Genomic DNA, 25,585 nt, shown 5'->3' with positions numbered 1-25,585 from the left:
CAGTCAGGGGGCTCAGGGGGCTCAGGGGGCTCAGGGCAGGAGCATCGACTTGATCGCGCGGCGCTCGTCCATCGCGGCGTAGGCCTCGGCGACCTCGGCGAGCGGGACCGTGAGGTCGAAGACGCGGCCCGGGTTGACGGTCCCCGCGTAGACGTCGGCCATGAGCTCGGGGATGTAGCCGCGCACCGGGGCCACGCCGCCGTTGACGCCGACGTTCGAGGAGAACATCTGGCGCACGGGGAGCTCGGGACCGCCCGCGGGGACACCGACGAAGCCGACCTTCCCGCCGGGGCGGGCGGAGTCGAGGGCCTGCTGCATCGACTCCTTGGTGCCGACGCACTCGAGCGCGCAGTCGACACCGACGCCGTCGGTCAGCTCCATGAGCTCGGCGACACCGTCGGCCCCACGAGCCGCGATGATGTCGGTCGCACCGAACTCGCGGGCCACGACCTGGCGCGACTCGTGGCGCGACATGGCGATGATGCGCCCGGCGCCGAGCCGCTGCGCGGCGAGCACAGCCGAGAGGCCGACGGCCCCGTCTCCGATGACCGCGACGGTCGAGCCGACCTTGACCCCGGCGCTCACGGCCGCGTGGTGACCCGTGCCGAAGACGTCGGCGAGGGCGAGGACGCTGGGCAGGAGCTCGTCGGAGGGGTGCTCAGGGGTCGCCACGAGCGTGCCGTCAGCCATCGGCACCCGGACGAACTCACCCTGACCGCCGTCGGTCGGCAGGTCGTCCTGGTCGGTCGAGCCCCACCAGGCGAGGTTGGTGCACGAGGTGTGGACGCCGTTGCGGCAGTGCACGCAGGTGTTGTCGCAGATCGAGAAGGGCGCGACGACGAACTGCCCAGGACGGATCTGCGTGACCTGCGGCCCGACCTCTTCGACGACGCCCACGAACTCGTGACCGATCCGGCTCGGCTTCGTCACCTGGTTGACGCCGCGGTACTGCCACAGGTCCGAGCCGCAGACGCAGGACGCCACGACGCGGACGATCGCGTCGGTCGGGCGGAGGATCTGGGGGTCCGGGACAGTCTCCAGGCGGACGTCACGGGTGCCGTGGATGACGGTTGCTCGCATGGTTCGAGCCTCTCTGAGAGGTGTGGAAGGCCTCGCCGAGCCTAGACCTGCCACCTGTGCGGCGGCACGCCGAACGAGGCCTCGGACGGCAACGTCACACCGCGCCCGCCGACGTCACGCAGCCGCGTCGAGGACGGCCCGTCCGTCCTGCGCGAGCGACCCGAGACGTGAGAGCGCACGCAGGTACTTCTTGCGGTAGCCGCCGTTGATCATCTGCTCGCTGAACAGGTCTTCGAGGCCGGTCCCACCGAGCAGGACGGGGACGTCACGGTCGTAGAGCCTGTCGACGAGCACCACGAAGCGCAGACCCTGCGACTGGTCCACGAGCGGGCGCACCGCTGTGAGACCGAGCAGCTGGACACCGTCGAGCATCGCGCCGTAGCGGCTCGGGTGGACGTGAGAGAGGTGGGTCAGCAGGACGTCGAAGTCGTCGAGCATCGCTCCGGGCTGCCCGTCGACAGCCCTCTCCACGGCGTCGTCAGGGGTCGCGGTGCCGCTCGTGACGAGGGTGCGCTGGCGGTAGTCCTCGCCGTCGACGCGCATCACCTCGAAGCGCGCCGAGAGCGCCTGGATCTCACGCAAGAAGTCCTCCGCGGCGAAGCGTCCCTCGCCGAGGGAGTCGGGGAGCGTGTTCGACGTGGCCGCGAGCGCGACGCCGCGGTCTGCGAGCTCGCGGAGCAGGCGGGACATGAGGACGGTGTCGCCCGGGTCGTCCAGCTCGAACTCGTCGATGCACACGAGGGTCTTGGTCGCGAGGGCCTCGACGGTCTTGGCGAAGCCGAGCGCGCCGACGAGGTTGGTGTACTCGACGAAGGTGCCGTAGGCGCTCGCCCCGGCACCGACCGAGTGCGCGAGGGAGGTGAGCAGGTGCGTCTTGCCGACACCGAAGCCACCGTCGAGGTAGACGGCGGGGGGCGTCTTGCGCGCCTTGAGCCGCTTGAAGAACCCGCCGCTGCTGCCGGTCAGCTGCGCGGCGACCTCTGTGAGCCTGTCGACGGTGGCCTGCTGGCTGGGGAAGGCGGGGTTCGCGCGGTAGGTCGCGAAGGACGCGTCGGCGAAGTGGCGCGGGGGGACGAGGTCTGCCAGGAGCCGGTCTGCGGGGACGCTCGGGCGGACGTCGCTGAGGTGGGGGGTGGTGACGGTCACGATCTCCGAGGGTACCGGGGAGACGGCTGGTGTGACGGGCCGGACGGAGGGCTCGCGACGTGGTGCGCAGCACAGTCGCAGACGGCGCCGCCCGCGCAGACGTCCTAGGCTGGACGGGTGAGCACACCTCCCCCCGCAGACGTCGCCCTCCCGTCCGCCCTCGCCGAGCTGGCCGAAGACTTCCTCGCCCTGCCCGCGGCCCAGCGCCTCGAGATGCTCGTCGAGATGGGCGCGAGCGTCGAGGACGTCCCCGAGCGCTACACCTCCGACCTCACGACGATGGAGCGGGTCGTAGAGTGCCAGTCACCCGTGTACGTGGCGGTCGAGGTGGAGGACCAGAGCCCCCACACCGTCACCCTGCACGTGGTGGCGCCCCAGGAGGCGCCGACCACGCGCGGGTTCGCCGGGGTCCTGTCCGAGGGGCTCGCAGGCTGCACCGCCGAGCAGGTGCTCGCCCTCCCCCACGACCTCCCGACGCGCCTGGGCCTGCACGACCTCGTGAGCCCGTTGCGCACAGCGGGTATGGCGTCGATGCAGGGCCGGGTCCAGCGCCAGGTGCTCGAGCGTCTCGAGGCTCTCGGCGTGGCCCCGGCACGCGAGCACCGCTCGTCCGACGGCGGCACAGACGCCGGCACCGGCGCTGACGCCGACGCTGAGCGTGCCTGACACCGGCTCCGGACGTCCGACTCTCGACGTCCTCGTCGTCGAGGGTCGTCCTGTCGAGTCCGCGCGGCGCATCGAGCCCGACCCGGGTGAGATCGAGCTCGCGACGCTGTACGCGCACCCTGACCCCGCAGGCGGTCGACAGACCTGGGTCCGCGCCAACATGATCAGCACCCTCGACGGTGCCGCGACCGGGGCAGGCGGGGTCTCCGGTGGCATCAACGGCGACGCCGACTACCGCGTCTTCAGGGTCCTGCGGGCCCTCGCCGACGTGGTGCTCGTGGGCGCCGGGACCGTCCGCGCCGAGCGGTACACACCGCTGTCTGTCCCCGACGGCCTCGCCGACCTCCGGGCCGCGTCAGGGCGCGCACCGGCGATCGAGCTCGCGATCGTCACGCGCTCCGGCGACCTGCCCGAGCAGATCACCGACGTCGCGCAGCACCCGGCCGGGACCGTGCCGCCGATCGTCCTCACCACCTCCGTCGGAGCCGCACGACTCACCGGGTACCCCGCCGACAGGGTGGTCGTCACCGGGGAGGACTCCGTCGACCTGCAGGCCGCGCTCGACGCTCTCACCGACCGCGGGCTGGTCCGGGTGCTCGCCGAAGGCGGGCCGTCGCTGCTCGGCGACCTGGCTGACGGCGATCACCTCGACGAGCTGTGCCTGACGACGAGCCCACTGGTCGTCGGCGGTCCCGCGCCGCGGATCGTCACCTCGGGCTCCTACCTCGGCAAGGGCGGTGCACCGGCCCGGCTCGTGCAGATCCTGCACTCTGGTGGGTCGCTGCTCGCGCGCTGGGCGCTCCGCGCAGATCCCGTCCCTGCTCACCCGGCCAGCGGGTCTGCGCACCGGTAGAGTCGAGTGCGTGACTGACACCATCCTCGTGCTGACCGAAGACACCCTCGCGACCACCGACGTGCAGAACATCGTCAACCTCTACGGCGACGAGGACCTGGCCTTCCAGGTGCTCGTCCCCGCGGACACCGAGCAGAACCTGCTCGGGGCGATCTTCAACCACCTCGGGTCGGGCCAGTTCAAGGAGGCGTGGGAGACCGCGACCGAGGGCGTCCCCTCGCGCACCGAGGCGACGGCCGAGGCGAGCGAGCAGCTCGCCACGAGCATCGCCGAGTTCGAGGCCGCCGGCTACACGGCGTCCGGGACGCTCGTCGAGGAGGACCCGCTGCCCGCCCTGCGGTCTGCCGTCGCCGGAGGCGGGATCCGCGAGGTCGTCGTCGTCACGTACCCGAACATCGTCGAAGACACCTTCCACCGCGACTGGGCCTCCAAGGCCCGCGAAGAGCTCCAGGTCCCCGTGCTGCACCTGTACTCGGGCACCTCCGAGCTCGGCTGACACCCCGCCGCACGGCACGACCTGGTCCGACACTGCTCCACCCCCGGCACGACCGACGAGAAGAGGCACCATGTACCGCGCACTCTGGAACGGCACAGTCATCGCTGAGTCTGACGCGACCCAGGTCGTCGAGGGCAACCAGTACTTCCCGCCGGACTCGATCGTCCGGGAGCTGTACACGTCGACCGACACCACGACGGTCTGCCCGTGGAAGGGCACCGCGACCTACTTCACGGTGACCGTCGACGGGCAGGAGAACCGCGACGCTGCGTGGACGTACACCGACCCGAAGCCCGAGGCCGAGAAGATCCGCGACCACGTGGCCTTCTGGAAGGGCGTCGAGGTGGTCGAGGTCTGACCTGCGAGGGCGCGGACCTGTGGTTACGGTGAGCTGATGAAGATCTCCCGCACGTCCTCTCTGCCGGTCGTCACCTCAGGTGCGCTCGCTCTCGTGCTCCTCGGTGGGTGCGCCTCGGAGTCCCAGACGCCCGGGACCACGTCACCGGCGTCGACCGAGACCGCCGGGCCGAGCACCCCGGGCTCGCCGTCGGCGAGCGGCCCGAGCTCTGAGCCCGCCGAGCCCTCGGCGACGACGCCCTCTGACTCCCCTGAAGCCCAGGCGCAGACCGTCGTCCTGGACTACCTGGCGACGATCGCCGCGGGCGACGACACCGCAGCCTTCGCCCTGCTCTCGCCAGAGACCCAGAAGTGGTACGTCGACGCCGCCGGTTTCTCCACGACACGGGAGAACGACGGCTCGATCTCCCCCGTCGACGCGGCCTCCGCTCTCGACGGCACCGTCACCACCACGGCTGGCCCCGACGACGGCTCCACGGTCGTGACCGTCTCCTCGGGGGACGTGGCCGACGCCTTCGTCGTACGGGCCGAGGGCTCCGGCATGGTGATCGACGACCCGGGCAGCCCCCTCACAGGTCCCACAGCCTGGGAGTGGAAGAACCCTCCCGTCGGGCCTGACGACATGCGTCAGCCGGCCACCTACGTCGGGTCGTCGTCTCCCTCGGTGCTCTTCGCGACAGTCGTCGACGCCGGTGGCGAGGTGCTGGTCGAGCCTCCGCAGTCGGCTTTCGGGGTGATCGGGGGCACCGAAGTTCCCGTGACCGTCGCCCCGGACGAGGGGCAGGGCGCGCTCGCCACCCTCGGAGACCCGGGAGTGACCAGCGGTGAGGTGGCGACCATCGTGTGGCAGCCAGACTCGACCTCCCCGATGTGGCGTTCGAGCACGGTCCTGCTCACCGAGTAGCAGCATCCTCGAGCAGGTCGAGGACGCCGAGGGTGACGAGCGGCTCGCGGGTCTCGACCGGCTCGAAGGTCTCGACCCGCTCGAGGGTCACGCCGCTGTCGAGCGGTTCGTGGCCTGAGCCACCCTGTCGCCAGGGAGGGTCTCGACAGCAGCGCTCCGCCATCCGGCGGGCAGCGCCGCGTCGAGCGCGGCACGCGCGGCAGCGTAGGCCGCACCGGCCGTGGCGAGGCGACCTGCCTCGTCGCCCAGGCCCGTCTCGCCCGCCTGCGGGAGGCCCTTGCTCGGGCTGTCGGCCGTGGTGTCGAGTTCCTGTCCGGTGAGGTGCGCACGAGTGACCATGCACGAACCGTAGGACGAGCCACCGACACGACCCTCTAGGGTTGCTCGTATGACAGAGGTGCGTGAGACGTCCGTGGTGACCGCTGCGTCGGACGAGGGTGACACCGTCGCGCTGCTCGGCGCGACTGTCAAAGCTGCCCGCAAGCAGCTCGACCTCTCGGTCCAGGGTCTGGCGCAGCGCGCCGGTGTGAGCCTCGGGCTCGTCAGCCAGCTCGAGCGCGGGCTCGGCAACCCGTCCTTGCACTCGATCCAGCGTCTCGCCTCGGCCCTCGGCGTGTCCGTGACCCGGCTGCTGGAACCACCTGCCGAAGAGCTCGTCGTGGTCCGTGCGGGGCGTCCGCACGTGCTCCCACCCGCGCCCGGGACCCCCGACGACGGCCAGGCCGTCCGCGAGCTGCTCTCACCGCGCGGTGAGACGGCGATCCAGCTGATCCGCACGACCCTGCCACCAGCCTTCACCAACGTCGAGCGGCCGTTCCGGCACCTGGGCACCGAGACCGTCACCGTGCTCAGCGGTCGGCTGCACATCACGCACGGCGACCGCCAGATCGACCTCGAGCCCGGCGACACCGCGACCTACGGGTGCTCGACACCCCACTGGTGGGCCAACGGGCACGACGGCGAGACCGTGGTCCTGGGCGCGGTCGCCCCGTCGGAGCGCTGACGGTCCCGCACGCGGCCCACCAGCCGACCCTCGCACGCTGTCACCGTCCGACAGCTGAGACGTCCGCAACCCCCGTCGCACCCCGGTACGACCTCTCTCACGCCGCGTGAGCGTCCGCGCTCAGCGCCGCTCGACCTGCAGCCGGAGCAGCCGCACCAGCTCGCCGACAGGCTCTTCGTGGTCGTCCGAGCGCAGGTCGACCTCGAGCATCGGGGGGTGCTCCCGCTCGTCGGTCACGCAGGTCGCGACCACGGCCGCGCTCTGCCGTCCGCGGGAGTCGCCCCCGGCACGGTCTCCAGCGTCGAGCGCCGCGAGGAGACGTGCGGCGAAGCCGAGCGACGACCTCGGGTCGATCCCGTCGATGCCCAGCCCGGCCGCGAAGGCGCGGCTCATCGCGTCGAGGACCTTCCGCCCGACGAGCAGGTTGCCGAGCACAGCGTGATCCCCGGCGACGCCGTGACCAGCCCAACCACTGGTCTTCTCACCAGTGGCGGCCGCGATCCCACCCTGCAGGTCGAGGGCAGCGACCTGCCGCAGACCTGGTTCGGCGTCCCAGCCGGGCAGCCTGTCCACGGCCTCCTGCGCGGAGGCACCGTCGGCCATGGCCTCGAGCATCTGGTAGCGCAGCCTGCGGTTGGTCCAGGCCTGGCTCGCGACCGCGCCGACAGCCGGGTCGACGGCGATGACAGCGTTGCCGACAGCCAAGGAGCGGCTGGCCGTCGCAGCCCCGAGCAGCCCGTGCTCACGGTCGACGGCGATGAGTGTGAAGGTCAATCGATCCCCCTGGAGAAGCGGCCCGTGGACGGCGGGACGGTGTGTTTCGATCGTGTTTCGCGGCTTGTCCCCCCGACAAGCGTGACACATACTGATCGAATCATCATCAGAATGATCGAACGGAGACCGCGATGCGAGCACGATCTGCAGCCCTGGCGACAGCCGCGGCGGGCGCACTGATCCTCACCAGCTGCTCCTCGGGAGAGAGCGTCGACCTCGGCGGCGGCTCCGGCACGCCAGCCCAGGGCGCGGTCCTGCGCGCAGCGATCGGCGGGGAGCCCGACCAGCTCGACCCGCACCGCACGAGCTCCTACTTCAGCTTCCAGGTCCTCGAGAACGTCTTCGACACCCTCGTCGAGCCCGACGAGAACCTCGAGATGCAGCCCGCCCTCGCGGAGAGCTGGACCGTCAGCGACGACCAGCTCACCTGGACCTTCGAGCTGCGCGACGGTGTCACCTTCCACGACGGCAGCGCGTTCACAGCCGAGGACGTCGTGTACTCCTACGACCGCATCGTCGACGAAGAGCTCGCCAACGCCTGGAAGTTCGCGGCCGTCACCGACGTCGTCGCCGTCGACGAGGACACCGTCACGATCACCGTGGCCCAGCCCACCCCGAACCTGCTGTCGAACCTCGGCGGCTTCAAGGGCATGGCGATCGTCAGCGAGGAGAACGTCACCTCGGGCGACATCCAGACCAAGCCCATCGGCACGGGCCCCTTCAAGGTCGACTCCGTGGTCAGCGGCGACAGCATCACCCTCACGGCAAACGCCGACTACTGGGGCGGCGCACCGGCCCTGGGCGGCGTGACCTTCAGCTTCATCTCCGAGCCGGCGACAGCCCTCGCGGCGCTGCGCAGCGGTGAGGTCGACTGGACCGACGTCGTGCCCGACCAGCAGGTCGCCGAGCTTCAGGAGAACGAAGATCTGACACTCGAGACCAGCCCGTCGAGCGACTACTGGTACCTCGCGCTCAACGAGAACAAGGCCCCGTGGGACGACGTCCGGGTCCGTCAGGCCATCGCCTACGCGATCGACCGCGACGCCATCGTCCAGGCGACGAGCTACGGCACCGCGCAGGAGAACCAGCTCGCGATCCCTGAGGACAGCGTCTGGTTCACCGGGTACGACACGTACAGCACAGACCTCGACAAGGCGAAGCAGCTCCTCGACGAGGCAGGCTTCACCGGCGGGACCCTCGACTTCCTCGCCACGAGCGACTACCCCGAGACCGTCACGGCCGCGCAGATCATCGCCTCCAACCTCGAGCCTCTCGGCATCGACGTGCAGATCCGCCAGCCCGACTTCTCGACCTGGCTCGACGAGCAGAACTCCGGGAACTTCGACCTGCTGATGATGGGCTGGCTCGGCAACATCGACCCTGACGACTTCTACTACGCCCAGCACCACAGCACAGGTGGCAGCAACGCGCAGGGGTACTCCAACCCGCAGGTCGACGAGCTGCTCGACGCCGGCCGCACCGAGACCGACGAGGCGACCCGCAAGGACCTCTACGCGCAGGCGGCGACGATCATCGCGGACGAGGCCAGCTACATCTACCTCTACAACCCGTCGGTCATCCAGGCGTGGAGCCCCAAGGTCGAGGGTTATGCGGTCCGTTCCGACGCGGCCATCCGCTTCCGCGACACCTCGCTCACCGAGTAGGGGGTGAGGACCGTATGAGGATGTCTCTCGGCTCGACAGCCCGGTTCCTCGGCCGGCGGGTACTCTCCTCCGCGGTCGTCCTGCTCGGCGTGCTGGTCGTGGTCTTCGCGATCGTGCAGCTGGTGCCCGGCGACCCTGTGCGCCTCGCGCTCGGCACCCGGTACACCCAGGAGGCCTACGACGCGCTCAACGCGGCGTCGGGCCTCGACAGGCCGCTCGTGGAGCAGTTCTTCTCCTACGTCGGCGGAGCGCTGACCGGTGACCTCGGGGTGAGCTTCCGCAACGGGCAGCCGGTCAGCCAGCTGCTCCTCGAGCGGCTCCCCGCGACGCTCTCCCTCGCAGCTGCGGGCATCGTCATCGCGCTGCTCATCGCCGTCCCGGCTGGCATCTGGTCGGCCCTGCGCGAGGGCCGAGCCTCGGACGCCATCGTCCGCCTGGGCAGCCAGGCCGGGGTCAGCATCCCCGACTTCTGGCTCGGCCTGCTGCTCATCGGGCTGTTCTCGACCACCCTCGGCTGGCTGCCGCCGAGCGGGTACACGGCCCTCGCCGACGACCCGCTCGAGTGGCTGCGACGCGTCGCCCTGCCGGGCCTGACCGTCGGGCTCGTCGCCGGGGCGATCATGACCCGGTACATCCGCTCGGCCGTGCTCGACGTGGCCTCGGCCGGCTACGTGCGGACCGCACGCTCCAAGGGCCTCGCCCCCTCCGTCGTCACCGGACGGCACATCGTCCGCGGTGCGCTCGTCCCCGTGCTCACCATCGCCGGCATCCAGCTCGCGACGATCCTCGGCGGCGTGATCGTCGTCGAGGTCGTCTTCGCCTGGCCCGGGCTCGGCCGGCTCGTCTTCGACTCGGTCTCTGCCCGCGACTACCCGATGATCCAGGGCTCGGTCCTGCTCATCGCCGTCATGTTCCTGATCGTCAACCTGATCGTGGACGTGCTCTACGCCGTCGTCGACCCGAGGATCCGTCTCGCATGAGTGACACCACAGGACACGAGAGCGCCCCCAGCGCACACGGCACGACACCGGTGCCTCCGGCGGCGGCCAGCATCCCGCCCGAGAAGAGTCCCGCCTCCGCCGGCCCGGCAGACGACTCCGGTCGTGTGGCCGCCTGGCGGCTGCTCGCCGGCAACCCGGTGACGCTGATCAGCGGCATCGCGCTCGCCGTGATCGTCCTCGTCTCGGTGCTCGCACCGTGGGTCGCGCCCTACGGCATCAACGACGTCAACGTCGTCGACGCCCTGCAGGGCCCCAGCGGCACGCACTGGTTCGGCACCGACGACCTCGGCCGCGACATCTTCTCGCGCGTGCTCATCGCCGGCGGGACGAGCCTGCGGATCGCGCTCGTCTCGGTCGCCTTCGCCTTCGTGGTCGGGGTGCCCGTCGGCATCGTCTCCGGGTACACGGGCGGGATCCTCGACACCGTGCTCATGCGCGTCGTCGACGTGATGTTCGCCTTCCCCGTGCTGCTGCTCGCGCTCGCCATCGTCGCGATCCTCGAGCCCGGCGAGCTGACGACCATGCTCGCGATCGGCATCGTCTACACCCCGATCTTCGCCCGCGTCGCCCGGGCCTCGACGCTGTCGGTGCGCGTCGAGCCCTACGTCCAGGTCTCCCAGACCATGGGAACCCCGGCCCGCACGATCCTCGTCCGGCACGTGCTGCCCAACATCACCGGGCCGATCGTCGTGCAGACGTCACTGTCCCTGGCCTTCGCGATCCTCTCCGAGGCCGCGCTGTCCTTCCTCGGGCTCGGCATCCAACCACCCGACCCGAGCTGGGGCGGCATGCTCTTCAACGCTCAGGGCTTCATCAGCCAGGCCTGGTGGATGAGCATCTTCCCCGGCGCCGCGATCTTCGTCACCGTGCTGGCCTGCAACCTCCTCGGCGACGGCCTGCGCGACGTCCTCGACCCCAAGCAGCGCACGCTCGCCGAGCAGAGGAGGATGCGATGAGCACCCCCGTCCTGTCCGTCACGGACCTGACAGTGTCGATCGGCCGACGCGAGATCGTCCACGGCCTGAGCTTCGACGTGGAGCCCGGCGGAACCCTCGGGATCGTCGGCGAGTCGGGTTCCGGCAAGTCGCTCTCGGTGCTCGCCGCGACCGGGCTGCTCGACGCCCCGGGTGCGCGGGTCACCGGCAGCAGTCTGCTGCGGGTCGGTGCTGGTGCTGGTGCTGGTGCTGGTGCTGGTGCTGGTGCTGGTGGCAGCGTAGGGCCGCGAACCTCCGGTCGCGGCACCGCCAAGGGTTCCGTCTCCGGGATCCAGCTCGTCGGCGCCTCCCCCAAGGCGCTGCGCCGCGTGCACGGCGACGCGATCGGCTTCGTGTTCCAGGACCCCAGCACCTCGCTGCACCCGTTGCTCACCCTCGAGCGGCAGATCACCGAGACGCTCGAGACGCACCGCAAGCTGTCCCGTCGCCAGGCACGCGTGCGCGCCCTCGAGCTGCTCGAGGCCGTCGGCCTGCCCGACCCCGAGCGCCGCCTCGACTCCTACCCGCATCAGCTGTCCGGCGGGCAGCGTCAGCGCGTGATGATCGCGATCGCCCTGGCCTGCGACCCCGTGCTGCTCGTCGCCGACGAGCCGACCACAGCGCTCGACGTCACCACCCAGGCGCAGATCATCAGCCTGGTCCAGCAGCTCCAGCACGACAGCGGCACCGCCGTCGTGTGGATCAGCCACGACCTCGGGGTCGTCGGTCAGGTCGCGGACGACGTCCTCGTGCTGCGCGACGGCGAGGCCGTCGAGCACCGCCCGGTCCTCGACCTGCTCGACTCACCGCAGCACCCGTACACGCAGAAGCTGCTCGAAGCACGGCCGCGCCTCGGCAAGGTCGCTCCCCCGGCACCCGAGGGCGAGGTGCTGCTCTCCGTGCGGGACCTCGACGTGAAGTTCCCCGTGCAGACGCCCGTGGGCAAGACGGTGGTGCACGCGGTCGATGGGGTGTCCTTCGACGTGCAGCGCGGACGGACCCTCGGGATCGTCGGAGAGTCCGGGTCGGGCAAGTCGACCATCGCCAACGCCCTCACCGGGCTGGTCGCCCCAGAGTCCGGGACCGCGACGCTCGGTGGAGCCGACCTGCTCCGCGCCGACCGCAGCCTACGGCGCCGGCTCGCCATGGTGTTCCAGGACCCGTTCTCATCCCTCGACCCGCGCATGCGCGTCGGCGACTCGATCGACGAACCGCTGCGCGTCCACGGCCTGCCGTCCACCGGGACGAGGGCCGGGCGGATCGCGGAGCTGCTCGACCTCGTCGACCTGCCCGCCGACTTCGCGACCCGCTACCCCCACGAGCTCTCCGGCGGTCAGCGGCAGCGCATCTCGATCGCCCGGGCGCTCGCCCTCGAACCCGACGTGATCATCTTGGACGAGGCGACGGCGTCGCTCGACGTGTCGATCCAGGCGCGGGTCCTCGAGCTGCTCCGACGGCTCCAGGTCGAGCTCAGGCTGACCTACGTGTTCATCGCCCACGACCTCGCGATCGTCCAGGAGATGAGCCACGACGTGCTCGTGATGCAGCACGGGAAGGCTGTCGAGCAGGCGCCAGCGGGGAGGCTCTTCACCGAGCCTGCCGAGGAGTACACCCGGGCGCTGCTCGCGGCGGTCCCACCGGAGCGGCCGGTGCGGTAGCAGGCCCGACATGCCAGGGCCGTGCTGCTCGCCCTGGCGGCCCGGCGCTCTACGACGAGCGCTTGCGGACCACCGTGCGGAGCGCCTCGCGGTCCGGGTTCATCCCGAGAGCAGTCAGCTCGGCCACGAGGTCGTCGACCTGCTCGTCCTCGGTCTTCCGGGTGTCGACGGCGAGCTTGACCGGCTCGTTCCGTCCGGCTGCCACGGCCTCTGCCATGTCGTCTGCAGGTGTCCCGCTCATGTCGTCCCTCTCGTCGTTCGGTCTTCACTCGTCTCGTCCGACCCTAGATCCTCGGGGAACGTCCGCCCAGCCCGTGACCGTGGCTCCGCTGACGTGAACCACCGCAGATACCGCCTCTTGCAGGACCGCGTCGGCGGTCGAGGCTGCCCTCCAAGCAGGTGCCTCCGGGGTCGTCTCACGACCGCGAGACGAGAAGGTACGCCGCGTAGACCAGTCCGCCGTACACGACCACCAGGGCGATGAAGCCACCCCACCACCGTCCCGCGTCGAGCCGCTTGCACAGGACAGCCAGACCGAGGCCACCGACCGCGAGCAGACCGCCCGCGACGATGCACAGACCCGTGACGAGTTCTTGGGAGTACGACCCGCAAGCCAGCTGGTCCGGGACGTCTTCGCAGCTCTGGAGATCGAGCGTGAGGCTGAGCAGGACGTACAGCGTCAGGGGCACCGCGACGATCGCGGCAGTCGCTCCGACGAGGACGCGCAGCACCGCCTCGAAGGTCGTCACGATCACGTCGTCCGGGTGCGGCGTCCGGCGAGCGGGAGCCCATCTCGCGGGGTCAGCGTTGAAGGTCACGACCCGAGACTAGTGCCCCTTCGGGAACGCCCACCCAGACGAAGGAGAGCGCCCCGCTGCTGCGGGACGCTCTCCTGGGACGCTGTCGTGCTTGGACCTAGGTCAGTACCCGGTCTCAGTAGCCTCCGGGTAGTACTCCTTGTACTTCCGCCAGAAGTTCGCGGTCATCAGCTCGATGACCAGCCGCCTCTTGAGCCCACCGTCGCCGCGGTACCGCAGCGGGTGCACGACGCCCTTGCGCTTGACCACACCCTTGAGACGGGCCTTGAGCCCGGGCTCGAGGATGTACCGCATGAGCAGCCTGACCGGCACCACGGTGTACAGCACCTCGCCCGTGGCGCGCACGGGTTCGATGCGGTTGCCGTGCACCTGATCTTCGACGAGCACCCGTGCCGGGTTGGCCCCGGCGGCGGTGACGTAGTAGTTGTTGCGGCCGATCCGCGGGTTCATCTCGAAGTACACGTGGCGCCCGGTGCGCGAGTCCCACTTGTAGTCGAAGTTCGCGAACCCGAGGTACCCGACACGGTCCAGGAACCTGCTCGCAGCCTCCATGGCGTCCTCGTACGGCTCGGTGAGGATCGCGGCAGGGATGCCGAGCGTGCCGGGCGTGTGCTCTTCGAGCAGCACCCGCCCGGTGGCGAGCAGCGTGATCTCACCGTTCGAGTCCCGGTACGCGGTGAGCGAGCGCATCTGCGTCTCGTCACCGGGGATGAACTCCTGCACGAGGAAGGTCCCGGTGTACCCGGCGTCGACGAGGTGCCCGAGCAGCTCGTCGAGCTCTGCCCGGGTCTCGACGTGGTGGATCTTCTTCTTGCCCGGGAACGAGATGTAGTGGTACTCGGCGCTCGACGACGGCTTCGCGACGACCGGGAACTCCAGGTCGACCTCGAGGCCTGCGACGAGCGACCGTCCTCCCCGTGCCGTGAGGTCGGCGACGTCGACCGCGACGGTCCGCGGTGTCGGGATGTCGAGCTCAGCGCACACCTCGGCGAAGGCCTCCTTGGAGGAGACCACGTCGAGGACGTCGAGCGTGCAGAACGGGATGAGGTAGTGCTTCTCGAGCCGTTCGCGGTGCTCGATGATGGCGCGCACGTACCAGTCCGCGTTCGTCAGCAGCAGCAGCCGGGCACCAGGGTGCTCCGCTGCGACCTTCTCGAGCGCCGCGACGAGAGTCTCGGGCTCGTCGATGCCGGGCGTGACGACGTTCGTGATGAACGTCGAGTCCGTCATGGCACGGGTCGCGACGCTCGAGAGGACGAGCGAGCGCGAGCCGTACTGCTCGTGGAAGGCGCGCAGCAGCGCGTAGACGCCGATGTCACCGCCGACGGCTACGGGGAGGAAGTCGACCATCTTCTCAGGACTCGGTCGACTCGCTGCGGTCGAGCGACCACTCCGTGTGGAACACGCCAGCCTTGTCGGTCCGCTGGTACGTGTGCGCACCGAAGAAGTCGCGCTGAGCCTGGATGAGGTTGGCCGGGAGGCGGTCCGCACGGACACCGTCGTAGTACGACAGCGACGAGGCGAAGGCCGGGGTCGGCACGCCGTTGAGCGCAGCCTGCGCGACGATGCGGCGCCAGGCGCTGACACCGTGGCCGACAGCGGAGACGAAGTACTCGTCGGCGAGCAGCAGCGGCAGGTTCGCGTCGCGCTCGTAGGCCTCGGTGATGCGGTTGAGGAAGCGGGCCCGGATGATGCAGCCACCACGCCAGATCCGAGCCATCGCACCACGGTCGATGTCCCAGCCGAACTCCTCGGAGGCGGCGGCGATCTGGTCGAAGCCCTGCGAGTACGCGACGACCTTGGAAGCGTACAGCGCGAGGCGCACGTCTTCGATGAAGGCCTCGCGGTCGGTGACCTCCCACGTCCCGGCGTGCGCCTCGAGGACACCGTTCGCGGCGGTGCGCTGCGGCACGGACCCGGAGAGCGCGCGGGCGAAGGTCGCCTCCGCGATGCCGGTGATCGGGACACCGAGGTCGAGGGCGTTCTGGACCGTCCAGCGGCCCGTGCCCTTCTGCTCGGCGCGGTCGAGGATGATGTCGACGAAGGCGCTGCCGGTCTCCGCGTCGACGTGCTGCAGCACGTCGGCGGTGATCTCGATGAGGAAGGACTCGAGGTCGCCCTTGTTCCACTCGGCGAAGATCTCGCCGATCTCCTTGGCGGAGGCGCCCAGACCCTGCTTCAGCAGGTCGTAGGCCTCGGCGATGAGCTGCATGTCGGCGTACTCGATGCCGTTGTGCACCATCTTGACGAAGTGCCCGGCGCCGTCGGAGCCGACGTAGGTGCAGCAGGGGACGCCGTCGACCTTCGCGGAGATGTCCTCGAGGATCGGGCCGAGCCACTCGTAGGACTCCTTGGAGCCACCGGGCATGATGCTCGGGCCGTTGAGCGCGCCCTCTTCGCCGCCGGACACGCCGGTGCCGACGAAGTGCAGGCCGTGCTCCTTGAGCTCTGCCTCGCGGCGACGGGTGTCGGGGAAGTGCGCGTTGCCGGCGTCGATGACGATGTCGCCCTCGTCGAGCAGCGGGATGAGCTCCTGGATGACAGCGTCGGTCGGGCCGCCGGCCTTGACCATGATGACGACCTTGCGCGGCTGGGCGAGCGACGCGACGAAGTCCTTCATAGACTCCGACGGGATGAAGTCACCGTCGGTCCCGTGGTCCGCGATGAGCGACTCGGTCTTGGCGTAGGAGCGGTTGTGCACGGCGACGGTGTACCCGTGCCGGGCGAAGTTCCTCGCGAGGTTGCGACCCATGACTGCGAGTCCTGTGACGCCGATCTGTGCGCGTGCTGACATCCGAGCTCTCTCCTTGGCCTCCGACGGGCTTTCACCTGTCACGACATGCTTCCTTCCCACCCTAGCCTCGGGTGCCGACGGCGCTCGCTGAGTATCACGATGCGTACGTCACGCTCTCGGCTCCTGCACGCCGCCCAGCGGTCGTCGCCGAGCCGGGTACACCCGCGGACCTGCGCGGACGTAACGATCTAGACACGCTCCGGGGCGCGGGCGTGGCACGGCGGCTTTGTCGCACGCCAGCCCTACAGTGCCAGTGTGATCACCACCGCAGGCGCCCAGGTCCCGCAGGCCTTCGTGCGCGCCCTGCAGTCGCTACGACGTCCTCGCCTGAGGCCAGGTCTCGAGCTCGAAGAGGTTCCCGCCCCCGTGCGCGTGGCCCCCTTCGCCGCGGCCCTGGCCGGGACGCTCGCGCACGTGGCGCGCCCCGACGAGGAGCTCGCCGACGGCAGGTTCATCGTCCTGCACGACCCCGAGGGCCGAGACGACTGGCAGGGCGACTTCCGCGTCGTGACTCTCGTCCGCGCCGAGATCGAGCCCGACCTGAGCACCGACGGGCTGCTCGGCGACGTCGCCTGGAGCTGGTTGCTCGAGTCTCTCGCCGACAGGGTGGGCGAGGTCGTCGCGATCGGCGGGACGGTCACCCGCTCGATCAACCAGAGCTTCGGGGCCCTCGACGAGCAGCCCGACACGATCGAGCTGGAGATCCGCGCCTCGTGGACCCCCACCTCCCCGGACCTCACCGCGCACCTGCACGCCTGGTCCGACCTCCTCGGCGCCGTCGCCGGTCAGCCGCACCTGCCCGAGGGCATCACCTCGCTCGACGAGCACCGATGACGTCGACCACCCCGGACAGCACGTGCCAGACGGCTACGGAGCCGTCGACCCACCGGCCGGGCAGACCCGTGCCGGTCCCACGACGCAATACCGTTGTCTCATGACCTCGACAGCACCCGTCGGAGAGCCGGGCTCCCCGACGACAGGAGCAGCGCCGACAGACGACCCGCAGGGCTCTGCCCAGACCACCCCTGAGGTGACCCCGCTGACAGCACCGGCCGACGGCGTGCCCCGCGTCCTCGACAGCCCCTCCGGGCTCGCGCGCGCCGTCACCGCCTTCGCGGCCGGCACCGGTCCTGTGGCCGTCGACGCCGAGCGCGCGTCGGGCTACAGGTACGGGCAGGCGACGTATCTGGTCCAGATGCGCCGCGAGGGCGCCGGGACGATCCTGATCGACCCTGTCGCGCTGCCCGACCTCTCGTCGCTGAGCGAGGCCCTCGACGGGGTCGAGTGGGTGCTGCACGCTGCCTCGCAGGACCTGCCGGGCCTCGCCGAGCAGAAGCTCGTCCCGTCGGCGATCTTCGACACCGAGCTCGCCGCCCGCATCCTCGGCATGGAGCGGGTCGGCCTGGCGGCCGTCGTGGCCGAGGTCCTCGGGCTGGGGCTCGCCAAGGAGCACTCGGCCGTCGACTGGTCGACCCGCCCGCTCCCCGAGGCCTGGTTGCTGTACGCGGCCCTCGACGTAGAGGTGCTCGTCGAGCTCCGCGACCGCATGGCCGAGCGTCTCGAGGCAGCCGGCAAGACCGAGTGGGCGCGCCAGGAGTTCGAGGCCGTGCGCCTCGCCGCTCCTGCGGCGCCACGCGTCGACCCGTGGCGCCGCGTCTCCGGGAGCCACACGCTGCGTCAGGCCCGCCAGCTCGCCGTCGTGCGTGAGCTCTGGACCACCCGGGACGAGAACGCCCGCAAGCGTGACGTCGCTCCGGGCCGGGTGCTGCCCGACCGCGCGATCGTCGCCGCGGCCCAGGCCATGCCGCGCACCGTCCCTGCGCTGACCGCCCTGCCGGCGTTCTCGGGCAAGGGCACCCAGCGTCGCGCCGTGCTCTGGCAGTCGGCGATCGACAGGGCACTGGCTCTCCCCCAGTCCGAGCTCCCGACCCTCCACGGTCCACGCTCGGACGCCCCGCCGTCCCCGCGCGCCTGGGTCGACCGTGACCCCCTCGCCGCCGCACGCCTCGACGCGGCTCGCGACCTCGTCACCCGGATGGGTGAGGAGCACCACATCCCGGTCGAGAACCTGCTGCAGCCGGACGCGCTGCGACGTCTCTGCTGGACACCCCCGGAGCCCATCACCCCTGAGACGGTGACAGAGTTCTTGCGCGGACGCGGTGCCCGCGCCTGGCAGACCGACCTGCTCGCGGGACCGCTCGCGACAGCGCTCACCGAGGCGAAGGTCGCCCCGCCGCAGGCCCCCGCAGCCTCTGCCTGACGGTAGGGTCTCAGGAATGCTCAGCATCGACGTCGTCACCGACCAGCCCACCTGGGACGAGGAGGTCCTCGCCCTCGGCGGCCACCCCCTCCAGCTCTGGGGCTGGGGTGAGCTCAAGGCCGCGCACGGCTGGCGCGCCCTACGTCTGCGGGTCGTCGAGCAGGACGGCTCTGCCGGCGAGGTCGGAGAGCCACGCACCGTCGGGCTCGCCCAGGTGCTCGTGCGCCCCCTGCCGAGCGTGTTCCGCGCCCTCAGCTATGTCGCCCGCGGACCCGTGGTGGTGCACGAGGCCGACCGCGCGCGGGTCTGCGACGCCGTCGCCGACCACTGCCGCACCACGGTCCGAGGCGTCGGGATCACCTTCGAGCCCGACTGGGACGCCGACGACGCCGCCCTCGACATCACCGGCGGACGTGTCGCAGAGAACCCGATCCTCTACCCCGAGACGCTGATCGTCGACCTCACGCAGAGCGAGGACGAGCTCCAGGCCGTCATGTCGAAGTCGACGCGCTACGACATCCGCAAGGCCGGGCGGTCCGGGCTGGACGTGCGGCGCGTGACCGACGAGGAGACCGTCAAGGCCGTCCTCGGTGTCTACCACGAGACCGCCGAACGAGCCGGGTTCGCCCTGCACACCGACGAGTACTACCTCGACATCCACAGGCTCCTCGGTGAGCACTCCGTCGTGGTGGCCGCCTTCGACGACGACGGGTCGCCTGTGGCCTTCGTCTGGTGCATCAGCTCGGCGACCACCTCCTTCGAGCTCTACGGGGGGATCAACGACCGCGGCCGCAAGCTGCGGGCCAACGCCCCCGTCAAGTGGGAGTCGATGATGGAGGCCAAGCGCGGCGGCCTGAGCCGCTACGACATGAACGGTCTGCTCAACGACGGCATCTCCGACTTCAAGCGGAGCTTCGCCCAGCACACCGACACGCTCGTGGGCAGCATCGACGTGCCGTTCTCCTTCTGGTACTCGACCTGGAACCGTGCGCTGCCGACAGCCAAGAAGGTCTTGCGCTCAGTCTCGCGCTGACCTCGCGCGGACCGACCGCAGCACCATAGGCTGCCTCCGTGCCCACGGACCGCGTGCTCCCAGACCTGACCGTCGCCCTCCTCCAGGCAGAGTCGGCCCCCGGCGACATCGAGGCGAACGTCTCGTCGGTCGTCGCAGCGACCGCGGCGGCCCGCGAGCTCGGCGCACGCCTCCTCGTGCTGCCCGAGCTCACGCTCACAGGCTACGAGCTGGACCTGCTCGGCGACGACGACCTCTGGCTGACTGTCGACGACCCGCGGCTCGCGCCGCTGCGCGCAACCGTCGCCGACACGGGGGTGACCATCGTGCTCACGGCGGCCCTCGTGCTGGTCGACGGGACCCGCCAGCTGGCTGCGCTCGCCTGCCCCGCGGACGGCCCTGTGGTCACGCAGGGCAAGCAGCACCTGCACGGTCAGGAGCACGACCTCTTCTCCCCTGGCTCCCCTGCGACCGAGACCGTCGACGTCGACGGCTGGGCGGTAGCCCTCGCGGTCTGCCTCGACGTCGCGCACCCGAGCCACGCGGCGCACGCCCGCGGGCTCGGGGCCGACCTCTACGCCTGCTCGACCCTCTACACCGAGGGTGAAGAACGCCGGGTCGACGTGCACGGAGCGGCCCGGGCCATGGACAACCGGATGTTCTCCGCGATCGCCAACCATGTCGGCGCGACCGGAGCGGGGTTCGCCTGCGGCTCGAGCGGTGCGTGGGCTCCTGACGGCGAGCGCATCGCCGCAGCCGGCACGAGCACGGGTCTCACGCTCGCCACGCTCGACGCGGCACTCCTCGTCGTGCCGACCTCGGCCGTCGAGGCCGCGGTGACACCTGCGGTCCCCGTCTTCTGACCCCGCTCGGCCGACCTCCTGCATCTGACTGAGACTGCCGGTAGCATGTACCGCGCCGGCACGTCGCCGGCCCTGGACACCGTCGTCCACCAGTCAGGAGTCTCCCGATGACGACCTCTGCTCGTCGCCCCACAGCCCGTGACGTCGTCTTCGTCGACGGGGTGCGCACCCCCTTCGGCAAAGCCCGTCCCGACGGCCTCTACGCCCACACCCGAGCCGACGACCTCGCCGTGAAGTCGGTCCGCGAGCTCGTCCGCCGCCATCCTGGGCTGCCACCCGAGCGGATCGACGAGGTCGCGATCGCCGCGACGACCCAGACCGGCGACCAGGGCCTGACGCTCGGCAGGTCCGTCGCCGTGCTGGCTGGTCTGCCGAGGTCCGTCCCGGGCTTCGCCGTGGACCGCATGTGCGCGGGTGCGATGACAGCCGTGACAGCCACGGCCTCGGCGATCGGCTTCGGCCAGCAGGACGTCGCGATCGCCGGCGGGGTCGAGCACATGGGTCACCACCCGATGGGCTTCGACGCCGACCCCAACCCGAGGTTCGTCTCCGAGCGCCTCGTCGATCCGACGGCGCTCGTCATGGGCGCGACAGCCGAGAACCTCCACGACAGGTTCCCCGGCCTCACCAAGGAACGGGCCGACAGGTACGCCGTCGCGAGCCAGGAGCGCTACGCGGCGGCTGTCGCCGACGGTCACATCGCCCCCGACCTGGTCCCCGTCGCCGTCCGCTCCCCCGAGCTCGGCTGGGGTCTGGCGACTGCCGACGAGCTCGCCCGGCCCGGGACCACGCTCGCCGACCTCGCGCACCTCAAGACCCCCTTCCGCCCCGGCGGTAAGGTCACGGCGGGCAACGCCTCACCGCTCACCGACGGCGCCGCCATGTGCCTCGTCGCCGCGGGCGACACCGCCGCCGAGCTCGGGCTCCCCGTCCGGATGCGCCTGGTGTCCTTCGCCTACGCCGGCGTCGCCCCCGAGATCATGGGCATCGGCCCTGTCCCGTCGACCGAGCGCGCGCTGCAGACGGCCGGTCTGACCATGGACGACATCGGCATCATCGAGGTGAACGAGGCCTTCGCCGTGCAGGTGCTCAGCCTGCTCGACCACTTCGGCATCGCCGACGACGACCCTCGGGTCAACCCCTACGGCGGGGCCATCGCCGTCGGTCACCCGCTCGCGGCGTCCGGGGTCCGGCTCATGACGCAGCTCGCCCGGCAGTTCGCCGCCCGCCCCGACGTGCGGTACGGGATCACGACCATGTGCGTCGGTCTCGGCATGGGCGGCACCGTCGTGTGGGAGAACCCGCAGCACGCCGACTACTCAGGCCACACCACCACGTCGCACGAGAGCTGAGGAGACACCATGACCGGAACGACCTCGACCCAGTCCCCCGGCGCCGACTCTGCGAGCGCGACCCCCGGCACGGACGCGCAGCCCACGACGGGCACCGCGGCCCGCGCAGAGAGGGTCACGCACTCTCTCGTGCGCGACGTGACGCTCCCGAGCGGCGGGACCCTCGCCCTCGTGACCCTCGACAACGGTCTCGACCACACGAAGCCCTCGACCCTCGGGCCGCTCGGCGTCGCCGAGCTGCACGACACTCTCTCTGCGGTCTCCGGACGGGCTGCCCGCGGCGAGATCGTCGCGGCTGCGGTGACCGGGAAGCCCTTCGTCCTCGCGGCCGGCGCCGACCTGACCGCCGTGAGCTCCGTGTCCGACCGCGATGCGGCGCACGCCCTCGGGGTGGCCGGTCACGCCGCCTACGACCTGCTCGACCGCATGGCAGTGCCGACCTTCGCCTTCATCAACGGTGTCGCCCTCGGCGGCGGCCTCGAGCTCGCGCTCGCCTGCACCTACCGCACCGTCGCGACCGACGTCGCGGCCGTCGCGCTGCCCGAGACCTCGCTCGGCCTCGTCCCCGGCTGGGGCGGCTGCTACAGGGTCCCGCGCCTCGTCGGGATCGAGAAGGCGATCGACGTCATCCTCACCCGCCCCGCAGCGAACAAGCCCTTCACAGGTGCGCAGGCCTACGAGACCGGGCTCGCCGACGCGCTCTTCGACGCCGCGGACTTCCTCGAGCAGTCTCTCGTGTGGGCCGACGCCGTGCTGCGTGGCGAGGTCACCGTCGAGCGACCGCCGCTCGCCCCGGCCGCGCAGTGGCAGGCGACGGTCGACGCCGCCCGCGAACGGCTGGACGCCGTGCTGCACGGCTCCCGTCCAGCCCCGTACAGGGCGCTCGACCTCCTGGCTACCGCGCGCGACGCCGACCCGGTGTCCGCCTTCGCCGCGGAGGACGACGCCCTCGCCGACCTCATCATGAGCGACGAGATGCGGGCGTCGGTCTACGCCTTCCAGACCGTCAACGCCGGCAAGAAGCCCGTCGGTGCACCGTCGAAGGACCTCGCCCGGCCCGTGACCCGGGTCGGCATCGTCGGTGCGGGACTCATGGCCGCCCAGCTCGCGCTGCTCTTCGCCCAGCGGCTCGGTGTCCCCGTCGTGATGCGCGACCTCGACGACGCACGGGTGCAGCACGGGCTGGACCACGTGCGCAGCACCGTCGAGAAGCTGGTGTCGACCGGGCGCATGCCTGCCGACAAGGCCGCCGCGATCTCGGCGGGCGTCAGGGGCACGACAGACCTCGGCGAGCTCGCCGGCTGTGATCTTGTCGTCGAGGCGATCACCGAGGTGCTCGACCTCAAGAAGCGGGTCTTCGCCGAGCTCGAGGGCGTGATCTCCGCCGAGGCGATCCTCGTGACGAACACCTCGGCCCTCTCGGTGACGAAGATGGCCGCCGACCTCCAGCACCCCGAGCGGGTCGTCGGGCTGCACTTCTTCAACCCTGTCGCCCAGATGCCCCTGGTCGAGGTCGTCCGCGCGGAGAAGTCCTCCGACGAGGCCGTCGCGACTGCCTTCGCCGTCGCGAAGACGCTCCGCAAGACCGCGGTCCTCGTGCGGGACAGGCCAGGTTTTGTCGTCAACAGGTTGCTCGTCCTGCTGCTCGGCGAGATCGTCGGCGCAGTCGAGTCGGGGACACCGGTCGAGGTGGCCGACAGGGCGCTGCGCCCGCTCGGGCTGCCGATGGGGCCTTTTGCGCTCTTCGACCTCGTCGGGCCGGCGGTCGGTCTGCACGTCCTCACGTCGCTGCGTGAGGAGCTGGGTGACAGGTTCCCGGCGTCACCGGGACTGGAGAAGATCGTCTCCGAGTCGATCCCAGTCGTCCTGCCGTCCCCCGCCCGCGGTGTGCCCGCCTCGGTCGACCCGGCGCTCCAGGCGGTCTTCGACAGCGTGCGCGACCCGGCGCGCGCTGCCGATCCCCTCGACGAGGCCGGGGTCCTCGACGCCGTGCTGCGTTCCCTCGCCCGCGAGGTCGGTCTGATGCTCGACGAGGGTGTCGTCTCCGAGCCGTCGCAGATCGACCTCTGCATGATCCTCGGGGCTGGCTGGCCCTTCAGCGCAGGTGGGATCACGCCGTACCTCGACCGCTCGGGGGCTTCTGAGGCTGTCCTCAGGCGACGCCTGCTCCCGGACGGTGTCGCGAACGTGCCTGCCTGACCGCAGACGACTGACGTGCAGAGGGACCCCGGCGGGTGCCGGGGTCCCTCTGCACGTCGGTGAGCTCAGGAGTCAGGGCTCGTGGCTCGTGACTCGAGTGCCCGTGAGCCCGGGAGCCCGGGAGGAAGCGGGCTCATGATGTGGCGGGCTCGTGAGGTGGTGGGCTCGCTCAGATGAGCACGCGGTTCGTCGTGTGCTGCAGGACGATGCCGTTGCCGTCAGGGTCGTCGAAGGTGGCGAAGCGTCCCCACGGCTGCTCGTCGATCCCGCTGGTGAAGGTCACACCAGCCTCGGTGAGCCTGGTGACGTCGCCGTCGAGGTCGTCGGTCTCGACGACGATGCCCTTGAGGTCCCCCGGCTGCATCGTCGGGAACCACGTGACGAGGGTGATGCTCGTGTCTCCGCGGGGCGGAGCCAGCTGGAGCCACCGCATCTCGGGGGTCAGCTGGCGGTCGCCGAGGACCTGGAAACCGAGGACGTCACGGTAGAAGTCGCGCGAACGGTCCTGGTCGGAGACGGGGACCGAGAAGAGCTGGATCTGTGTGATTGCCATGCTCCACTCTGGCACCGCCCGAGCTCACGGGCACCTCGGGCGCGACGCCCCCAGCTCTGCCTGACCAGGCACCGCAGCATCCTCTGAGCGGTACCGCGTGCTCGTTCCCGGCTCGGCCAGCAGGTCGGGTCGGGTCGGGTCGGCGAGACGGGTCGGTCCAGCAGGACGGGTCGGGTCAGCAGGACCTGCTGACGGCGACCGCGGGTCAGTAGACGGTCAGACCTTTGCTGCGGAACTGGTCGCGCACCCGCTCGAGCAGCTCTTTGCTCGGCGGTTCGGCGTCGGCGAGCTCGTACTTCAGCCCGAGCGTCTTCCACTTGTCCAGCCCCATCTGGTGGAAGGGGAGCACCTCCACGCGGGAGACGGACGACAGCGTGGCAGCGTACTGGGCGACCTTCTCGACGTTCTCGACATCGTCGGTGAGCCCAGGGACGAGGACGAACCTCAGCCAGATCTCGATGTCCTTGGCGGCCAGCCGCCGACCGAAGTCGAGGGTCGGCTGGAGCTCACGCCCGGTGACCTTCTTGTAGGTCGCCTCGTCACCCGACTTCACGTCGAGCAGGACGAGGTCGATGTTCTCGAGCATCTCGTCGGTGCACGACGCACCGAGGTACCCGGAGGTGTCGATCGTGGTGTGGATGCCTTCAGCCTTGGCGCCCTTGAGGATCGTCGCGGCGAATGCCGGCTGCATGAGCACCTCGCCACCGGAGATCGTCAGCCCTCCGCCTGTCGCGCGGAACAGGGCCCTGTAACGCCGGATCCGTCGCAGCAGCTCGTCGGAGGTGACAGACTCCCCGTCCTTCATCTTGAAGGTGTCGGGGTTGTGGCAGTAGAGGCAGCGCAGAGGGCACCCTGCGAAGAAGACCGTCATCCGGGTACCGGGCCCGTCGACCGCCGTCACGAGCTCCCAGGAGTGGATCGACCCGAGAGTCCCTTCTCGCATCTGGGTGAGCCTGTCGCCGTGGCTCGCACCCGAGATCGCCAGACCTTCGGTTCCTGCGCCGACGGTCCGGCGCTCCGGGGCCTCGAAGTCTTTGTCGAAGGTCGACTCTGCGGGTCCCGGTGCCTGGACGCCCCGCATCCCTGAAACCTGCTGCGCGCTCCCGACTGCCTCGCCGGTGGTCTGGGTGCTCATGGTGCGTCCCTTCGAAGGGTGGA

General features: G+C 70.6%; 26 protein-coding genes. 16 read left to right on the top strand and 10 right to left on the bottom strand.

Annotation, left to right across the window (positions count from 1 at the left end; translation table 11 throughout):
- Nucleotides 1-30: 30 nt before the first annotated feature.
- Nucleotides 31-1,080, bottom strand: a complete 1,050-nt coding sequence (locus tag HZZ10_RS11020; RefSeq protein ID WP_179913542.1) for a zinc-dependent alcohol dehydrogenase family protein — start codon at nucleotides 1,078-1,080, stop codon at nucleotides 31-33.
- Nucleotides 1,081-1,194: 114 nt separating this feature from the next.
- On the bottom strand, nucleotides 1,195-2,226 hold the full coding sequence (gene zapE, locus HZZ10_RS11015) for a cell division protein ZapE (RefSeq protein WP_308507555.1): 1,032 nt from the start codon (nucleotides 2,224-2,226) through the stop codon (nucleotides 1,195-1,197).
- Between the two features lie 117 nt (nucleotides 2,227-2,343).
- On the opposite strand from zapE, the gene HZZ10_RS11010 reads away from it, so the two are divergent.
- The 5 genes from HZZ10_RS11010 (at nucleotide 2,344) to HZZ10_RS10990 (ending at nucleotide 5,502) form a co-directional block, all read left to right on the top strand.
- Complete coding sequence (locus tag HZZ10_RS11010; protein WP_179913541.1) at nucleotides 2,344-2,892, top strand: SufE family protein; 549 nt, start codon at nucleotides 2,344-2,346, stop codon at nucleotides 2,890-2,892.
- On the top strand, nucleotides 2,885-3,745 hold the full coding sequence (locus HZZ10_RS11005) for a dihydrofolate reductase family protein (RefSeq protein WP_179913540.1): 861 nt from the start codon (nucleotides 2,885-2,887) through the stop codon (nucleotides 3,743-3,745). The genes HZZ10_RS11010 and HZZ10_RS11005 overlap by 8 nt, the downstream gene beginning before the upstream one ends.
- A 10-nt stretch (nucleotides 3,746-3,755) precedes the next feature.
- Entirely contained in the window at nucleotides 3,756-4,241 is a 486-nt protein-coding gene (locus HZZ10_RS11000; RefSeq protein WP_179913539.1) for a hypothetical protein, read from the top strand.
- 70 nt (nucleotides 4,242-4,311) lie between these two features.
- Nucleotides 4,312-4,599 carry a DUF427 domain-containing protein gene (locus HZZ10_RS10995; protein ID WP_056132329.1) on the top strand — a complete coding sequence of 96 codons (288 nt, stop codon included), beginning with the start codon at nucleotides 4,312-4,314 and terminating at the stop codon, nucleotides 4,597-4,599.
- Nucleotides 4,600-4,635: 36 nt separating this feature from the next.
- Complete coding sequence (locus tag HZZ10_RS10990; RefSeq protein WP_056132326.1) at nucleotides 4,636-5,502, top strand: hypothetical protein; 867 nt, start codon at nucleotides 4,636-4,638, stop codon at nucleotides 5,500-5,502.
- Between the two features lie 87 nt (nucleotides 5,503-5,589).
- Here HZZ10_RS10990 and HZZ10_RS10985 read toward each other — a convergent pair whose 3' ends face one another.
- Nucleotides 5,590-5,841: a hypothetical protein gene (locus HZZ10_RS10985; protein WP_056132323.1), complete on the bottom strand. Its 252-nt coding sequence runs from the start codon at nucleotides 5,839-5,841 to the stop codon at nucleotides 5,590-5,592.
- A gap of 49 nt (nucleotides 5,842-5,890) precedes the next feature.
- Here HZZ10_RS10985 and HZZ10_RS10980 point away from each other — a divergent pair, with 49 nt between their 5' ends.
- The gene (locus HZZ10_RS10980) at nucleotides 5,891-6,505 is read left to right on the top strand and encodes a helix-turn-helix domain-containing protein (RefSeq protein WP_056132320.1); all 615 of its coding nucleotides are present in this window, start codon (nucleotides 5,891-5,893) and stop codon (nucleotides 6,503-6,505) included.
- Between the two features lie 120 nt (nucleotides 6,506-6,625).
- Here HZZ10_RS10980 and HZZ10_RS10975 read toward each other — a convergent pair whose 3' ends face one another.
- Complete coding sequence (locus HZZ10_RS10975; RefSeq protein WP_179913538.1) at nucleotides 6,626-7,279, bottom strand: DUF1028 domain-containing protein; 654 nt, start codon at nucleotides 7,277-7,279, stop codon at nucleotides 6,626-6,628.
- Between the two features lie 131 nt (nucleotides 7,280-7,410).
- Between HZZ10_RS10975 and HZZ10_RS10970 the strand changes: the two genes are divergently transcribed.
- The 4 genes from HZZ10_RS10970 to HZZ10_RS10955 are packed head-to-tail and all read left to right on the top strand — an operon-like array spanning nucleotide 7,411 to nucleotide 12,576.
- On the top strand, nucleotides 7,411-8,943 hold the full coding sequence (locus HZZ10_RS10970) for an ABC transporter substrate-binding protein (RefSeq protein WP_179913537.1): 1,533 nt from the start codon (nucleotides 7,411-7,413) through the stop codon (nucleotides 8,941-8,943).
- Nucleotides 8,944-8,957: 14 nt separating this feature from the next.
- Entirely contained in the window at nucleotides 8,958-9,923 is a 966-nt protein-coding gene (locus tag HZZ10_RS10965; RefSeq protein WP_179913536.1) for an ABC transporter permease, read from the top strand.
- On the top strand, nucleotides 9,920-10,900 hold the full coding sequence (locus HZZ10_RS10960) for an ABC transporter permease (protein ID WP_218928668.1): 981 nt from the start codon (nucleotides 9,920-9,922) through the stop codon (nucleotides 10,898-10,900). The genes HZZ10_RS10965 and HZZ10_RS10960 overlap by 4 nt, the downstream gene beginning before the upstream one ends.
- A complete protein-coding gene (locus HZZ10_RS10955; protein WP_179913535.1) occupies nucleotides 10,897-12,576 on the top strand; it encodes an ABC transporter ATP-binding protein in 1,680 nt (559 codons plus the stop codon). Before HZZ10_RS10960 ends, HZZ10_RS10955 begins: the two co-directional genes overlap by 4 nt.
- 49 nt (nucleotides 12,577-12,625) lie before the next feature.
- On the opposite strand, the gene HZZ10_RS10950 is transcribed toward HZZ10_RS10955, so the two are convergent.
- From HZZ10_RS10950 to gnd, 4 genes are all read right to left on the bottom strand, one after another.
- Nucleotides 12,626-12,817 (bottom strand): hypothetical protein, encoded by a 192-nt coding sequence (locus HZZ10_RS10950; protein WP_179913534.1) that lies wholly within the window; start codon nucleotides 12,815-12,817, stop codon nucleotides 12,626-12,628.
- A gap of 175 nt (nucleotides 12,818-12,992) precedes the next feature.
- Nucleotides 12,993-13,394, bottom strand: a complete 402-nt coding sequence (locus tag HZZ10_RS10945; RefSeq protein WP_179913533.1) for a hypothetical protein — start codon at nucleotides 13,392-13,394, stop codon at nucleotides 12,993-12,995.
- 102 nt (nucleotides 13,395-13,496) lie between these two features.
- Nucleotides 13,497-14,744 carry a carboxylate--amine ligase gene (locus HZZ10_RS10940; protein ID WP_179913532.1) on the bottom strand — a complete coding sequence of 416 codons (1,248 nt, stop codon included), beginning with the start codon at nucleotides 14,742-14,744 and terminating at the stop codon, nucleotides 13,497-13,499.
- 4 nt (nucleotides 14,745-14,748) lie between these two features.
- Nucleotides 14,749-16,188, bottom strand: coding sequence for an NADP-dependent phosphogluconate dehydrogenase (gnd, locus tag HZZ10_RS10935; protein ID WP_179913531.1), 1,440 nt, complete (start codon nucleotides 16,186-16,188; stop codon nucleotides 14,749-14,751).
- 255 nt (nucleotides 16,189-16,443) lie between these two features.
- On the opposite strand from gnd, the gene HZZ10_RS10930 reads away from it, so the two are divergent.
- From HZZ10_RS10930 to HZZ10_RS10905, 6 genes are all read left to right on the top strand, one after another.
- Nucleotides 16,444-17,022 (top strand): DUF3000 domain-containing protein, encoded by a 579-nt coding sequence (locus HZZ10_RS10930; RefSeq protein ID WP_179913530.1) that lies wholly within the window; start codon nucleotides 16,444-16,446, stop codon nucleotides 17,020-17,022.
- A gap of 100 nt (nucleotides 17,023-17,122) precedes the next feature.
- Nucleotides 17,123-18,448, top strand: coding sequence for an HRDC domain-containing protein (locus HZZ10_RS10925; RefSeq protein WP_179913529.1), 1,326 nt, complete (start codon nucleotides 17,123-17,125; stop codon nucleotides 18,446-18,448).
- A gap of 16 nt (nucleotides 18,449-18,464) precedes the next feature.
- A complete protein-coding gene (locus HZZ10_RS10920; protein ID WP_179913528.1) occupies nucleotides 18,465-19,481 on the top strand; it encodes a lipid II:glycine glycyltransferase FemX in 1,017 nt (338 codons plus the stop codon).
- A 38-nt stretch (nucleotides 19,482-19,519) separates the two neighbouring features.
- Nucleotides 19,520-20,323: a carbon-nitrogen hydrolase family protein gene (locus tag HZZ10_RS10915; RefSeq protein ID WP_179913527.1), complete on the top strand. Its 804-nt coding sequence runs from the start codon at nucleotides 19,520-19,522 to the stop codon at nucleotides 20,321-20,323.
- Between the two features lie 107 nt (nucleotides 20,324-20,430).
- Nucleotides 20,431-21,675, top strand: a complete 1,245-nt coding sequence (locus HZZ10_RS10910; RefSeq protein WP_179913526.1) for a thiolase family protein — start codon at nucleotides 20,431-20,433, stop codon at nucleotides 21,673-21,675.
- Between the two features lie 9 nt (nucleotides 21,676-21,684).
- Nucleotides 21,685-23,874, top strand: coding sequence for a 3-hydroxyacyl-CoA dehydrogenase NAD-binding domain-containing protein (locus HZZ10_RS10905; RefSeq protein WP_179913525.1), 2,190 nt, complete (start codon nucleotides 21,685-21,687; stop codon nucleotides 23,872-23,874).
- Nucleotides 23,875-24,043: 169 nt separating this feature from the next.
- Here the strand turns inward: HZZ10_RS10905 and HZZ10_RS10900 are convergent, their stop codons facing one another.
- Entirely contained in the window at nucleotides 24,044-24,427 is a 384-nt protein-coding gene (locus tag HZZ10_RS10900) for a VOC family protein (protein ID WP_056132283.1), read from the bottom strand.
- A 205-nt stretch (nucleotides 24,428-24,632) separates the two neighbouring features.
- Nucleotides 24,633-25,508: a pyruvate formate-lyase-activating protein gene (pflA, locus tag HZZ10_RS10895; protein WP_218928675.1), complete on the bottom strand. Its 876-nt coding sequence runs from the start codon at nucleotides 25,506-25,508 to the stop codon at nucleotides 24,633-24,635.
- Nucleotides 25,509-25,585: the final 77 nt, after the last annotated feature.

Origin of the sequence: Sanguibacter inulinus (genome assembly GCF_013415325.1) — a bacterium.
GTDB lineage: Bacteria > Actinomycetota > Actinomycetes > Actinomycetales > Cellulomonadaceae > Sanguibacter > Sanguibacter inulinus.
Note: the sequence above shows the minus strand (reverse complement) of the source record. Positions and strands in the feature narration are given on the sequence as shown.

What these genes read in the sequence shown, in the direction of transcription:
- HZZ10_RS11020 (WP_179913542.1), bottom strand. Translation starts at nt 1,080, where the DNA reads ATGCGAGCAACCGTCATCCACGGCACCCGTGACGTCCGCCTGGAGACT.
- HZZ10_RS10995 (WP_056132329.1), top strand. Translation starts at nt 4,312, where the DNA reads ATGTACCGCGCACTCTGGAACGGCACAGTCATCGCTGAGTCTGACGCG.
- HZZ10_RS10990 (WP_056132326.1), top strand. Translation starts at nt 4,636, where the DNA reads ATGAAGATCTCCCGCACGTCCTCTCTGCCGGTCGTCACCTCAGGTGCG.
- HZZ10_RS10985 (WP_056132323.1), bottom strand. Translation starts at nt 5,841, where the DNA reads ATGGTCACTCGTGCGCACCTCACCGGACAGGAACTCGACACCACGGCC.
- HZZ10_RS10980 (WP_056132320.1), top strand. Translation starts at nt 5,891, where the DNA reads ATGACAGAGGTGCGTGAGACGTCCGTGGTGACCGCTGCGTCGGACGAG.
- HZZ10_RS10970 (WP_179913537.1), top strand. Translation starts at nt 7,411, where the DNA reads ATGCGAGCACGATCTGCAGCCCTGGCGACAGCCGCGGCGGGCGCACTG.
- HZZ10_RS10965 (WP_179913536.1), top strand. Translation starts at nt 8,958, where the DNA reads ATGAGGATGTCTCTCGGCTCGACAGCCCGGTTCCTCGGCCGGCGGGTA.
- HZZ10_RS10960 (WP_218928668.1), top strand. Translation starts at nt 9,920, where the DNA reads ATGAGTGACACCACAGGACACGAGAGCGCCCCCAGCGCACACGGCACG.
- HZZ10_RS10955 (WP_179913535.1), top strand. Translation starts at nt 10,897, where the DNA reads ATGAGCACCCCCGTCCTGTCCGTCACGGACCTGACAGTGTCGATCGGC.
- HZZ10_RS10950 (WP_179913534.1), bottom strand. Translation starts at nt 12,817, where the DNA reads ATGAGCGGGACACCTGCAGACGACATGGCAGAGGCCGTGGCAGCCGGA.
- HZZ10_RS10940 (WP_179913532.1), bottom strand. Translation starts at nt 14,744, where the DNA reads ATGGTCGACTTCCTCCCCGTAGCCGTCGGCGGTGACATCGGCGTCTAC.
- gnd (WP_179913531.1), bottom strand. Translation starts at nt 16,188, where the DNA reads ATGTCAGCACGCGCACAGATCGGCGTCACAGGACTCGCAGTCATGGGT.
- HZZ10_RS10925 (WP_179913529.1), top strand. Translation starts at nt 17,123, where the DNA reads ATGACCTCGACAGCACCCGTCGGAGAGCCGGGCTCCCCGACGACAGGA.
- HZZ10_RS10920 (WP_179913528.1), top strand. Translation starts at nt 18,465, where the DNA reads ATGCTCAGCATCGACGTCGTCACCGACCAGCCCACCTGGGACGAGGAG.
- HZZ10_RS10910 (WP_179913526.1), top strand. Translation starts at nt 20,431, where the DNA reads ATGACGACCTCTGCTCGTCGCCCCACAGCCCGTGACGTCGTCTTCGTC.
- HZZ10_RS10905 (WP_179913525.1), top strand. Translation starts at nt 21,685, where the DNA reads ATGACCGGAACGACCTCGACCCAGTCCCCCGGCGCCGACTCTGCGAGC.
- HZZ10_RS10900 (WP_056132283.1), bottom strand. Translation starts at nt 24,427, where the DNA reads ATGGCAATCACACAGATCCAGCTCTTCTCGGTCCCCGTCTCCGACCAG.
- pflA (WP_218928675.1), bottom strand. Translation starts at nt 25,508, where the DNA reads ATGCGGGGCGTCCAGGCACCGGGACCCGCAGAGTCGACCTTCGACAAA.